A 12,664-nucleotide genomic window follows, 5' to 3' on the forward strand; every position below is an offset into this window, starting at 1 on the left:
CGATTGCGGCGGCGTGGCGGGTCTGGCGTTGAATAGTGTGCGGCATGATACCTGAGCACGGCGGCGCGTTGGCGCGCGCACACAAAACCGCCGATTGACAGGCACGGCGATGAGCACGGGCGATGGCGTCATTCGTCTGCTTCGCAAAACGCTTCTTTGCGCGATGAATATCCGCGAGCGGGCGTCGGTCAGCGCTAACAGATCGCGCAAGTCACAGCGGTCGGTACAACGCCCACAGATTCAATAAGCGCTGCTTGGTGATGAGCTTTTCTTTCTTCATGTTGTGCAGCGTCGTAGCGTCAATCGGCAGCACGCCGAGATCGGCGTCACGCGCCTTGTTATCCAGATCCTTATGGCGGTGATAAAGCGTGCGAAATTCGGTATTGCTCTTCATCAACGGTTCGATTTCGGTCTGTTGATCTTCAAACATTGCTGAACCCTCTGTGATAAATATTGCCAAACGTCAGGCACGCGCAAACACTGCGCTAGTCGCACGCGCAGCACTTGGCATCTAGTTGTTTTCGAGCGACCGGAATCGCGGCGAATTATGCTTTCGATCCGCACCTTGCTCAGCCATTGCGGCGAGTGGTTTTCTTGCAGTTTCGCTGGTTCGGTCATGGACTCGTTTCGGATCGCGGGAAGCAGGATCAAGCCCGCGCCACGATGAACCTACTCCGTTGTCCGCGCGCTCGCAAGCGCTTACCGTCGAACAACAATATTTTTACAAAACAGTCGCTTGGACGCAGCTTTAGCGCCGAATAAAACCGTTATTGTCATCCAGCAGTGAATTGTTAGGCACCACGACGCGCATGGCGAAGTGCGTGGACGGAATGAATTGCGAAGCTCGTTGCCGCCAATAGTGCAATGCTAGCCGGAACACCCACTAGCCATAGTGACAAGCCTGGACGCGATCCCTCTAGGAACCGAGCCAAAACGGTGCCAAGTGCTGGGATGAAGAGAAGCCCTGGAAATAGAGCCACGCCCGAAGCTCGCCCACCCGAACGGTGCGCCTTTAGAACCTGTTCAAAGTCTTTTGAGCAGTAGCGTGAGGAAGGCAAGGTGAATGAACTGGAGGCTGGTATTGAGCTTGCGCTCGCAGTTCTTCCAGAGTCGTCGGCATTTCTCCAACCAGGCGAAGGAGCGCTCGACCACCCACCGCTTCGGGATAACGGCGAAGGTATGCAATTCATTGCGTTGGGCGATCTGCACGGTGGCACCGATGGCGCCTTGGACCGCTTCGGCAAAGGGCTGGCCGACGTAGCCGCCATCCGCTAGGACACTTTGTACCCGATGTAGGTTTGCCTGACATCGATCCATCGCCTGCAAGGCGCCCTTGCGATCGGTGACTTCCGCTGTAGTCACCGCAATAGCGTGAGGCAGTCCCTGCGTATCCACGGCAATATGCCGCTTGATCCCCGAGACCTTCTTGCCGGCATCGTAGCCCTTATGCGTCGCCGTGTCGGTGTTCTTTACGCTTTGTGCATCAACGATCAAGAAGCTCGTCATGGCGTTGCGCCCCTGCTTGATACGCACCGCGCCCACCTGATTTTTTTAACGCCCGCTCCAGCAGGCTGATGCCGTTCTCGTCAGGCTCGCTCCAGATCGAAAAGTACGAATGCACCGTTCGCCATTTCGGAAACTCCGTGGGCAGCATGCGCCACTGGCAGCCGCTTTTGAGGAGGTAGCGGACCGCGCAAAATACCTCGTACAGATCCACCCGACGCGGGCTGGTCTTCTTGCGTGCGCTTTCCAGCAAAGGATGAATTTGCTCAAACTGGGCGCGACTGATGTCACTCGGATAGGTTGATCTCATTCCGCCAGTATCAGCACGCCGGTCTCATAGATTGAGACTTTGAACAGGCTCTTAGGGCATTACTATGTGCTGCCGCGATGTCGACCATTAGCGAGGTCGTTGCAAGCAAGATGGCTAAATAGATGTAGAGCATTTCAAGACTAAATTGGGGCCTATCGCACTTTTCAGCCACCGTTATTTTCAGCAATGACCAATACGCGCCGATTCTGCGCGCGATGCTCATCGCTATCGTTTGCCACCAGCGGTTGTTCAGCACCCATGCCGGATACGCTCATGCGCGAGGCCGCGACACCCGCGCCGACTAGCGCATCGCGCACCGATTCGGCGCGTTTTTGCGCGACGGAAGCTGCGGTCTTGTTGTCGACATAGCCTTCAATGCGAATCGACTTGCCGGCATTCTGGTTAGCGAATTGCACCAGTTTCTGCAGATGCTTTTTCGCATCGGGTTTGAGTCCGCCGCCGCTGAACGCGAGATCGTCCAGCCGCACTTGCGGGCCACGCGGCCCTTGCGTGATCAACAGATTGTCCAGACGCGAGCGCATCAAAGCCAGCTCAAGCTCGGCTTCCTTGCGTCCTGCGCTGGATTCAGTGTCCTTGGCTTTGGCGACTCGTTTCGCCTGATCGACCTCAAGCCGCGATGCTTCAGCCTCTTGCGCACTTACTTCGGCTTCGGCACGCAAGCGGTCTGCTTCTTCAGCCTGAGCCAGCCCGATGATGCGTTGTTTTTCAGCATCCATTCGTGCCGTGGCAGCCTCGCGCTGGCTGGCCTGCAACATGATTTTGTCGTGCTCGCGTTCGAGCTGGGTGAGCTTGGTCTGCTCGGCTTCGGTCTGCGCGGCCACGCTCGCGATATCGATGCGTCGTTCGGCGATGTAGATCAGGTGAGTGCGAGTTTTTGCATCGCCGCCGAGCAGCAAGGCATCCACCGCTTGGCGTGCCAGAGTCTGCTCGGCCGTGGCAAATGAGCCGAGGCTTGGATCGTTATGCAATTCGTCCAGGCTGGCGCGCAGCCGCTGGTAATCCAAGTCGGTCTTGGCGGCAAACGCCATCGAGCCGAAGCCCAGATTAAGGCTCAGCAGACTCAAACAGGCAAGGTGACGTGCGTTGAATGTTTTCATTGTTGCGGCGCCTCCTCGGTGGTGGTCGGCGCCAGTAGATCCTCGCGCAAATGGGTGTTTTCGCGACTGCGCGCTTCGACCTGTTCGCGTACCTTCGCCAATCGCACCTTGGTTCGCGCGAGATCGCTGGTGACGCTGGATTCTTCCGCAACCCGTTGAGCGGCAATAAAATCATGCTTGTCCATCGCGATTCGCGCTTGATTCAGACGCTCCTCGGCGAAGCGTATTTCCAGCGGCGCATAGGTCCCGGCACCGGCGGCGCGCGCTGACTGCAACGAGCGCGCGGCGTTGTCCATATCGGTAATCGGCGGTTTGGTCTGCTCGCATGCGACCAAAGTCAGCAGCAGAAATGTGCAGCAAGGGTAGAGTATTTTTTTCACAGGTGGCATATGCTTCATGGCGTCGGCACAGGGGGTGCCAACATGACGGTATTGTCCGAACCTGCGGCGGCCTTGGCAATGGCGCATTGGCGTAAAGATATTTCCGGTCTCATGAGGTACTCCCGATCCTGCCGTCGTCTGCAACGGTGAGAATGATGGATATTGGTTATTTCCTCAAGTTAATGGCCGACAAGGGCGCATCCGATCTGTTTCTGACCACCGGCGCGCCGGTTGGCATGAAGGTCGAGGGCAAACATTTCCCGCTCGGCAATACCGGCCTGCCGAATGGCATGGTCAAGAAAATCGCCTACGCGTTGATGGATGAAGGCCAGGTACCGATCTTCGAGCGCGAGCTGGAATTGAACCTCGCGATTGCGCTGAAAGACATCGGCCGCTTCCGCGTCAACGTGTTCAAGCAGCGCGGTGAAGTCGGCATGGTGATCCGCGCGATCAAGAGCGACGTGCCAACCGTCGATGCGCTGCGTCTGCCGGCGCTGTTCAAGAAATTGATCCTCGAACCGCGCGGCCTGATCCTCGTCGTCGGCGCCACCGGCTCGGGTAAATCCACCACGCTCGCGGCGATGCTTGATCATCGCAACGAAAATGTCGCCGGTCACATCCTCACGATCGAGGATCCGATCGAGTACCTGCATCGCCACAAAAAATCCATCGTCAATCAGCGCGAAGTGGGTTTCGATACGCACAGCTATCACACCGCCCTGAAGAACGCGATGCGCGAGGCGCCGGACGTGATCATGATCGGCGAAATCCGCGATACCGAAACCATGGAAGCGGCGATTTCGTTTTCCGAAACCGGTCACTTGTGTCTGGCGACATTGCACTCGAACAACGCCGACCAAACGCTGGATCGCATTCTCAACTTCTTCCCGGAATCGGCCCATCGCAACGTGCTCATGAACCTGTCGCTGAACCTGCGCGCTGTGTTGTCGCAACGTCTGGTAACGGGTCTGGATGGACGTCGCATACCGGCGGCGGAAGTGCTGCTGAATTCGCCGCTGATCCGCGACATGATTCGCCGCGGCCAGGTGCATGAGATCAAGGATGCAATGGATCGCAGTTTGTCCGAAGGCATGCAGACCTTCGATCAGGCCTTGTACACGCTGTACAAGACCGGACGCATCAGCCACGACGAGGCGCTCAACCACGCCGACTCGCGCGACGGTCTGGCATTGAAAATCCGCCTCGCCGCCGACAGCGGTTCAACCGTGCAGGATCCGTACGACGTCACCAGCTACTGATCACAAACCGGCGCGCAGCTCGCACTGCTGCGCGCCGTCGTATTTCGCCGAATCAGGGTTTCGGCGCATCCGGCTGGTTTTCCGGCTTCGCGCGTTCGAACGCGGGCAGCACGAGACAATTCGCGTAAATCTTCTGCAACTGCGGGAACGGCGTCATATCGACCGAAAACCGTTGTGCGTTGTAGATTTGCGGGATCAGAAACGCATCGGCCAGGCCCGGCATATCGCCGTGACAATACGCGCCGACGACATCATCGTCGCTGAGCAAAGCCTCAATCGCCGAAAGACCTTTGCTCAGCCAGTGCTGCACCCAGCGATCACGTCCGGCCGGTTCAACACCGAGATCGCGATCCAGATATTGCAACACGCGCAGATTGTTGAGCGGATGGATATCGCAGGCAATCGCCAACGCGATGGCACGCACATGCGCACGGTCGCGCGGATCGACCGGCAGCAGGCGCGGTCCGGCAAAACTTTCTTCGAGATATTCGATGATCGCGAGCGACTGGCGGATCACACGCTGGCCGTCCTGCAATACCGGAATCAGCTCCTGCGGATTCAGCGCACGGAATTCTGGTTTGTGCTGTTCGCCGCCGTTCTCGATCAGATGCACCGGCAAGTTGCGGTATTCGAGACCTTTGAGATTCAACGCGATGCGCACACGATAAACCGCGCTCGAACGCCAATAACCGAAAAGAGTGAGTCCGGATTTCATCGTTGTGCGCCTGAGTGTGGGTCGGGGCAGTGAAGGTTGTCTCGCACGCCGCCGCAGTTATTTCGCGGGATTATATTGCGTGACGCACTGTTCGATCGCACCGAAAATACTTGCACCATCACGGTCCAGCATTTCGATACGCACGCAGTCGCCGAATTTCAGAAACGGCGTGGTCGGCTTGCCGCCGTCGAGCACTTCGAGCGTGCGTTTTTCGGCGAGGCACGATGCGCCGAGACTCGTATCCTGATTCGCAATCGTGCCGGAACCGACGATCGTACCCGCACCGAGCGGACGCGTTTTCGCCACATGCGCGACCAGTTCGGCAAAACTGAATTGCATGTCATTGCCAGCTTCCGGCGCGCCGAACCAGACACCATTGATGTGACTCAGCAACGGCAAATGCACCTTGCTGTCGAGCCATGCCGCGCCGAGTTCATCGGGCGTCACAAACACCGGTGACAATGCCGAGCGCGGCTTGGACTGCACAAAACCGAAGCCTTTCGCGAGTTCGTTCGGAATCAAATTGCGCAGCGATACATCGTTGAGCAAACCGATCAGCTGAATGTGAGACGCGGCTTGCTCTGGCGTGACCGCCATCGGCACGTCGTCGGTGATAACCAGCACTTCGGCTTCGAGGTCGATACCGTAGTCTTCACTGGTCACCAGCACCGGATCGTGCGGTCCGAGAAACCCTGCACTGGTCGCCTGATACATCAGCGGATCGACGTAGAAACTCGCCGGCACTTCGGCGTTACGCGCACGCCGCACGCGTTCGACATGCGGCAGATACGCGCTGCCGTCGACGAACTCGTAAGCGCGCGGCAGCGGCGCGGCGAGTGCCGCGATATCCAGATCGAAAGGTTTTTCGCCGGCATTAAAATGTTGCGGCCAATCACCCTCGGCGTTCAGCACTTCGGACAATGCATTCAGTCGCGGCGCGGTGTCGTCCCAGTTTTCCAGCGCGGCCTGCAGCGTTGTCGCGATATCGCTCGCGCGCACGGCGCGTGTGAGATCGCGACTGACCACGATCAGCGTGCCGTCGCGGCCACCTTGTTTGAGTGAAGCGAGTTTCATTGTGTGTTTTCCTGAAAAATATCGCGCAAGCTCAAAACTCGGGCTTCACGCAAATGTGGGCCGGCAGTGCCGTGGGATCATCCGGTATCACATCAAGTTGCTCGCAACGACGACGACGCAGCACAAATGTGCACTTGCCATATCCGCCACATGGACTGCTGTCGTAGCGATAAAGATAAAACGTGCCGTCGACCGAACTGCTCGTTCCCCAGCCTATGTAGGAGTCGACATCCATGCTTGCCGCGGAACAAAACATGGGCCTACCGGCGGCGTGCTCGGTCAGCAAGAGACGTCGCGCCGACTGATGCTCGGGTAGTAACGGCCAGCAATTGCGCGCGCCCTCGCCTGCTGCATCGCGCGTGGCGTAAAACAGCGGCGAATGGTGCGGCTCGGAATCGAGTTCAGCCTGAGCCACTACGACATTTTCCCAATGCGCATCGTGATACCAGTTTTCGCCTTGTTCAGTCAGCATCGGAGCGCCCGCACAACCAGCGACCACTATCATCACGCCTGCCAGAAATGTGTTTCGCACGGTACGCATCATGGTGTCGCAGGCGCACTGAAATTCTTGCGCAAGCCATCCCAGCACGATGAATAATCTTTCTGCAGCTGCGCGGAGTCGAGCGCCTGGCGCGTCGGGCAGATCACATTGCGGGTCTCGAACATGAAGGCCATCGTATCCTGGATATGATCGGGCTTTTTCGTATCGGCGGCGGAGGCCTTTTCGAAACTCGCCGCATCCGGGCCATGCCCGCTCATGCAGTTATGCAACGATGCGCCGCCGGGCACGAAGCCACCGGCCTTAGCGTCGTAGGCGCCGTGGATCAGGCCCATGAACTCGCTGGCGATATTGCGATGGAACCACGGCGGGCGGAACGTGTGTTCGGCCACGAGCCAGCGCGGCGGGAAAATCGCGAAGTCGAGATTAGCCGTACCCACGGTATCCGATGGCGATGTGAGCACGGTGAAAATCGACGGATCGGGATGATCAAAACTGATGCTGCCGATCGCGTTGAAACGCGTCAGATCGTATTTGTACGGCGCATGGTTGCCATGCCAGCCGACGACATCAAGCGGCGAATGATCGATCGTCGCGGTCCACAGATTGCCGTGGAATTTCGCGATGAGTTCGAATTCGCCGTCGATATCTTCATAGGCCGCCACGGGTGTGAGGAAGTCGCGCGCGTTGGCCAAGCCGTTTGAACCGATCGCACCCAGCTCGGGCAAACGCAATGTTGCGCCGAAATTTTCTGCCACATATCCGCGTGCTTGCGGATCGCATAACTCGACGCGAAACCGAATCCCGCGCGGAATCACTGCAATCTCCAGCGGCGCGACATCCAGCACACCGAGTTCGGTGGCAACGCGCAGGCGACCCAGCTGCGGCACGATCAGCATTTCGGCGTCGGCGTTGTAGAAAAAACGCCCGATCATCGATGTGTTGGCGGTGTAGACATGAATGCCGACGCCGCTTTGCGTGGCCGCGCTACCGTTGCCGGCGATCGTGATCAGGCCATCGACAAAATCGGTTGGCATGAACGGAATCGGCCACGGATCCCAGCGCAACTGGTTTGGCGATGGCGGTACTTCGTCGAAACGATTATGGAATCCGGCGCCCGCCTCGCACTGGCGGAACGGATGGTGCATGGCCGCCGGCCGGATGCGATACAACCAGCTGCGCCGATTGCTGTGGCGCGGAGCGGTGAACGCGGTGCCGGAAATCTGCTCGGCATATAAACCGTGCGCCACTTTCTGCGGCGAATTCTGCCCGACCGGCAACACGCCGGGCAATGCCTCGGTCGCAAATTCGTTACCAAAACCGCTCAGATAACCGTTCGCAGAATTCATCGACACCCTCGTTCCCTTCGCCTGTCACTACGATCGCAAAAGTTCGCCCACCGCTATTACAGCACGCCGCGCGCTTGCTGATCGCGTTCGATCGCCTCGAACAACGCGGTGAAGTTGCCTTCGCCGAAACCTTCGTTGCCCTTGCGCTGGATCACTTCGAAAAAGATCGGACCGACATTGGTCTGGGTGAAAATCTGCAGCAACAATTGCTTATGCGTTTCCTTGTCGGCGTCGATCAGGATCTTGTTCTTGCGCATGCGCGGCACGTCTTCGCCATGGTTCGGAATGCGTTCGTCGATGACTGAGAAATAGCTATCTGGCGTATCGAGAAACGCCACACCGGCGACACGCATCGCTTCGACCGATTCGTAGATATTATCGGTGAACAACGCGATGTGCTGGATGCCCTCGCCCTTGTACAGGTCGAGGTATTCGTTGATCTGCGATTTCGGATCGGACGATTCATTCAACGGAATGCGCACCATGTTGTCCGGTGCAGTCATCGCTTTCGACACCAGCCCGGTCTTGGCGCCCTTGATATCGAAATAGCGGATTTCGCGGAAGTTGAAAATGCGCTCGTAATAATCCGACCATTTCGCCATGTTGCCGAAATACAAGTTGTGCGTGAGATGGTCGATGAAGGTCAGGCCGAAACCTTTCGGATGCTGGTCGGCACCGGTGATCGGCACAAATTCATCGGCATACACGCTGCCTTTGGCGCCATAAGAATCGACCAGGTACAACATGCAATCGCCGATGCCCTTGATGATCGGTACCGGCAACGCGCGGCTATCGGCCTTGTCGGTGAATTCTTCGCCGCCGTTGTCCAGCGCGCGCTGATACGCGCTCGCGGCATCGTTGACGCGAATCGCAAAACCGCACGCGCTCGGGCCATGCGATTTGGCGAAATCGGCGGCGAACGAATCGGCTTCTTCGTTGATCAAGAACACACATTCGCCCTGACGATACAGGGTGATGTTCTTGTGTTTGTGTTTGGCCGTGGCGGCGAAACCCATGCTGCGAAACAGCACATGCAGTTGCGTGGCATCGGGCGCGGCAAATTCGACAAATTCGAATCCGTCGATGCCCATCGGGTTAGGATAGGTGACAGCGGCATTCTGTGGTTTGACCTGAGCATTCATGGCGAACTCCGAAACAGGATTCGGCGCAACTTGCGCCCGTCGTGGAATGCTTTATAGTTTCATTTGAAACCATTTGCAAGGAACGATGCAACATGACCGAACATCACGTGCTTGAGCTCGAGCGTTTCCTGCCGTATCGGCTGTCGATCCTGTCCAACACGATTAGCCAAGCGATCGCGCGCGAGTACGAACAGCGTTTCGAACTCAGCGTGACCGAATGGCGCGTGATGGCCGTACTCGGGCGTTACGAGGGTTTATCCGCGGTTGATGTCGCGGTGCGCACGGCGATGGACAAGGTCGCGGTCAGCCGCGCGCTGACACGATTAGTGCAGGCCGGCCGCGTCAAGCGCACGCTGGCGGATCTCGACAAACGCCGCTCGGTGCTCGCACTGACAACCAAGGGCTGGAAAATCTACGACCAGGTGGCGCCCGCCGCGCTCGAACACGAACGCCAGTTACTCTCGACTCTGGATGCGGAAGAACGCGCGTGGCTCGAAAAAATATTGATCAAGCTCGGCACCGAAGGCGTCTTCGCGATGAACGCCGCGGTTACAACAAAATAAGACGGCGACCACCAGGGTCGCCGTTTTTCATCGCCGCATTCGATCAATCCGCAATGCCGATCAAATACGAGAATGATGCCGCCGTCATTTGATCCCGTGCATCAGCCGGTTGATCAAAGGCGCGATCAGGAACAACAACACACCCGCGGCCATCAGCGACCAGAATCCGAACGTGTAGCCGCTTAGCGCCGAGGTCGTGGTCATGCCGGTTTCGCCGCTCACTGCGCCGGCAAAAATGCCGGAAAAATTATTGCCGTTGGCGATCGACAAAAACCATCCGCCCATGGCAAACGCGACGTAACGCGGCGGCGCGAGCTTGGTCACCATCGATAAACCGATCGGCGACAAACAAAGCTCACCGACTGACTGGATCACATACACCATGAACAGCGTCCAGAACGGAATCTTGCTTTGTGCGTCCACCAGATGCGTCAGCGCATACATCAACAACAGAAACGCGAGCCCGTTACCGATCAGACCGAGTCCGAACTTGCGCGGAATCGAGGGTTCGGCGCCGCGTTGACCCAGACGTACCCAGATCCACGCAACGATCGGCGCGAGCACGATGATCGCCAACGGATTAACCGCCTGGAACCACGCGATTGAAAATTCCCAGTTGCCGAAATCGCGATGCACGATTTTCTCGGCAAGAAAATTGAACGAACTGCCGGCCTGCTCAAAGAACATCCAAAACAGCGCATTGAACGTGAAAATGATCAGCATCGCGATTACCTTGTCGCGCGCAACCTTGCCTTCGCGCATGCCTTCGATCAGCAACATCACCGCAAGGCCGATAAAAAGTGCGAGCAGTACCCACGCCAGCGCAGTGGCGCCGAGTTGGGCGATCAGGAAATACACCAGCGGCACGCCGAGAAGCAGATACCCAGCCACCAGACTGAGCGCGCGTTTGCCTCCCGCGCCCGCTGGTGGTCCACCGATGCCATGCAACTGGCGCCGACCAAACCAGAACCAGAAGAAGCTCAGTGCCATGCCGACGCCGGCGGCGGCAAACACCACCTTGTAGTTCTGCTCCAGCGGCGTATTGGTGACCACACTGGCGAGCCAGCCGGTGAGTATCGGCGAGAAAAAACTTCCGGCGTTGATGCCCATGTAGAAAATCGTGAAGCCTGCATCGCGGCGATAGTCGCCTTGTTTGTAAAGCTCACCGACCATCGTCGAGATATTCGGCTTGAACATGCCGTTACCGATAATGACCAGCGAAAGGCCGAGCACAAAAACCTGTTGGTTCGGCACCATCATCACAAACAAGCCGGCGCCCATGACGACGGCGCCGATCAGGATTGATCGCTGGTGACCGATCAATCGATCGGCGATGTAGCCGCCGAACAAACCTGCGGCATATACCAGCGCGAGATACGCGCCGTAAGTGCGATTGGCATAGGCCTCGCCGGTGGAATCGCCACTGAAAAATTGCGCGACGATGTACAGCGTCAGCGCCCAGCGCATGCCATAGAACGAAAAACGTTCCCAGAATTCGGTCATGAACAACATCCACAACGGCCGTGGATGTCCCATCATTTGCGGGAATTCGGGTAGGTTGTGGTGTGGCGTGGCGTCGTTCGCCGTGGCGCTGGTTGATGACATTGAATGCTCCCGTGATGCCGCGCGCCGGCGGCTGAACCCAGATGATTACCAGCGGCCAAATTCGCCGTGGCGTTAACTACAGCCGCAACGTTTAACCGCTGGCCGTGACCTAGTCAAACAAATTACATGTTGCGCCGCCGCGTGACAGACGCAGTTGCACAAGAATGCTGCACGATCGAGCGTGCCTCGTGATACGCCGCGAAACCACGTCGATCAGCGCGATTCCAGTACCGTACGCACCTCGAACAGTTCGGGGAAAAACGTCAGCTCCAGCGCCTTCTGCAAAAATCCCACGCCAGATGAACCGCCGGTACCGCGGCGATGGCCGATGATGCGCTCGACGGTTTTCATATGGCGAAAACGCCAGAGCTGGAAACTTTCCTCGACATCGACCAATTGTTCGCACAAGTGATAGTCGGCCCAGAACTCGTGGGTGTTTTCGTAGATGCGCTTGAACACGCCGATCAGCTCGGCATTACGCTGATGCGGCAGGGTGAAATCGCGTTCGATGCAGGATGATGGAATCGCATGTCCGTGCCGCGCGAGATACCGCAAAAACTCGTCGTACAAACTCGGTGCATGCAACACCGCACGCAGCTCGGCTTGGCGCACCGGGTCGTAATCGAACACCGCAGTCATCGCCGCGTTCTTGTTGCCGAGCAAAAACTCAACCATGCGATATTGCAGCGACTGGAATCCCGAAGCCGGCCCGAGCACATCGCGAAATTGCAAATACTCGCTCGGCGTCAGCGTTTCCAGCACCGCCCACTGCTCGAACAACTGGCGCTGGATCTGCTTCACGCGGGCGAGAATTTTCAGGCACGGATCGAGCCGGTCGGCCTGCAAGTTTGTCAGCGCGGCTTTCAGCTCGTGCACGATCAGTTTGAGCCACAGCTCCGAGGTCTGGTGCTGAATGATGAACAGCATTTCATCGTGGTGCGGCGGATCGCTCAGCGGCTTTTGCGCCGACAACAATTGATCGAGCTGCAGGTAACCCTGATAGCTGAGGCGATTGCGCAGGTCCAGTTCGATGCCGGATTCGAGCGCGCGTTGATTTTCCTGGGTCATGACCAACCATCACATTTGAATAACCCCATGCTAACCGATGCACCGGCATGCTTGCGCGTGCATCCATCGCCGACATCGC

General features: G+C 57.7%; 13 protein-coding genes. 2 read left to right on the forward strand and 11 right to left on the reverse strand.

The window, feature by feature from the left end; genetic code table 11:
• Positions 1-211: 211 nt before the first annotated feature.
• From ELE36_RS16665 to ELE36_RS16680, 4 genes are all read right to left on the reverse strand, one after another.
• Positions 212-430: an HP1242/YdcH family protein gene (locus tag ELE36_RS16665; RefSeq protein ID WP_129835274.1), complete on the reverse strand. Its 219-nt coding sequence runs from the start codon at positions 428-430 to the stop codon at positions 212-214.
• A 593-nt stretch (positions 431-1,023) separates the two neighbouring features.
• Positions 1,024-1,813 (reverse strand): IS5 family transposase gene (locus ELE36_RS16670; RefSeq protein ID WP_129835276.1). Its coding sequence is split into 2 segments (ribosomal slippage): positions 1,024-1,552 and positions 1,551-1,813, totalling 792 coding nucleotides; the frame shifts between segments, so codons are not numbered across the junction.
• A gap of 164 nt (positions 1,814-1,977) precedes the next feature.
• Positions 1,978-2,931: an OmpA family protein gene (locus ELE36_RS16675; RefSeq protein ID WP_129835278.1), complete on the reverse strand. Its 954-nt coding sequence runs from the start codon at positions 2,929-2,931 to the stop codon at positions 1,978-1,980.
• Positions 2,928-3,455, reverse strand: a complete 528-nt coding sequence (locus ELE36_RS16680; protein WP_129835280.1) for a DUF4398 domain-containing protein — start codon at positions 3,453-3,455, stop codon at positions 2,928-2,930. The genes ELE36_RS16675 and ELE36_RS16680 overlap by 4 nt, the downstream gene beginning before the upstream one ends.
• Before the next feature lie 11 nt (positions 3,456-3,466).
• On the opposite strand from ELE36_RS16680, the gene ELE36_RS16685 reads away from it, so the two are divergent.
• A complete protein-coding gene (locus ELE36_RS16685; RefSeq protein ID WP_129835282.1) occupies positions 3,467-4,570 on the forward strand; it encodes a PilT/PilU family type 4a pilus ATPase in 1,104 nt (367 codons plus the stop codon).
• A gap of 52 nt (positions 4,571-4,622) precedes the next feature.
• Here ELE36_RS16685 and maiA read toward each other — a convergent pair whose 3' ends face one another.
• The 5 genes from maiA to hppD all read right to left on the reverse strand — a co-directional run bounded on the left by maiA (position 4,623) and on the right by hppD (position 9,349).
• Positions 4,623-5,285 (reverse strand): maleylacetoacetate isomerase, encoded by a 663-nt coding sequence (gene maiA, locus ELE36_RS16690; protein WP_129835284.1) that lies wholly within the window; start codon positions 5,283-5,285, stop codon positions 4,623-4,625.
• Between the two features lie 57 nt (positions 5,286-5,342).
• Entirely contained in the window at positions 5,343-6,359 is a 1,017-nt protein-coding gene (locus tag ELE36_RS16695; protein ID WP_129835286.1) for a fumarylacetoacetate hydrolase family protein, read from the reverse strand.
• A gap of 31 nt (positions 6,360-6,390) precedes the next feature.
• Positions 6,391-6,831 carry a hypothetical protein gene (locus ELE36_RS16700; RefSeq protein WP_129835288.1) on the reverse strand — a complete coding sequence of 147 codons (441 nt, stop codon included), beginning with the start codon at positions 6,829-6,831 and terminating at the stop codon, positions 6,391-6,393.
• A gap of 68 nt (positions 6,832-6,899) precedes the next feature.
• Entirely contained in the window at positions 6,900-8,207 is a 1,308-nt protein-coding gene (gene hmgA / locus ELE36_RS16705) for a homogentisate 1,2-dioxygenase (RefSeq protein ID WP_129835290.1), read from the reverse strand.
• A gap of 56 nt (positions 8,208-8,263) precedes the next feature.
• A complete protein-coding gene (hppD, locus tag ELE36_RS16710) occupies positions 8,264-9,349 on the reverse strand; it encodes a 4-hydroxyphenylpyruvate dioxygenase (RefSeq protein ID WP_129835292.1) in 1,086 nt (361 codons plus the stop codon).
• A gap of 92 nt (positions 9,350-9,441) precedes the next feature.
• On the opposite strand from hppD, the gene ELE36_RS16715 reads away from it, so the two are divergent.
• Positions 9,442-9,912 (forward strand): MarR family winged helix-turn-helix transcriptional regulator, encoded by a 471-nt coding sequence (locus ELE36_RS16715; RefSeq protein ID WP_129835294.1) that lies wholly within the window; start codon positions 9,442-9,444, stop codon positions 9,910-9,912.
• A gap of 84 nt (positions 9,913-9,996) precedes the next feature.
• On the opposite strand, the gene ELE36_RS16720 is transcribed toward ELE36_RS16715, so the two are convergent.
• Together ELE36_RS16720 and ELE36_RS16725 are read right to left on the reverse strand one after the other, a co-directional pair.
• Entirely contained in the window at positions 9,997-11,517 is a 1,521-nt protein-coding gene (locus ELE36_RS16720; RefSeq protein WP_129835296.1) for a peptide MFS transporter, read from the reverse strand.
• 213 nt (positions 11,518-11,730) lie between these two features.
• Positions 11,731-12,585 carry a tryptophan 2,3-dioxygenase gene (locus ELE36_RS16725; RefSeq protein WP_129835298.1) on the reverse strand — a complete coding sequence of 285 codons (855 nt, stop codon included), beginning with the start codon at positions 12,583-12,585 and terminating at the stop codon, positions 11,731-11,733.
• Positions 12,586-12,664: the final 79 nt, after the last annotated feature.

This window comes from Pseudolysobacter antarcticus (assembly GCF_004168365.1).
Lineage (GTDB): Bacteria > Pseudomonadota > Gammaproteobacteria > Xanthomonadales > Rhodanobacteraceae > Pseudolysobacter > Pseudolysobacter antarcticus.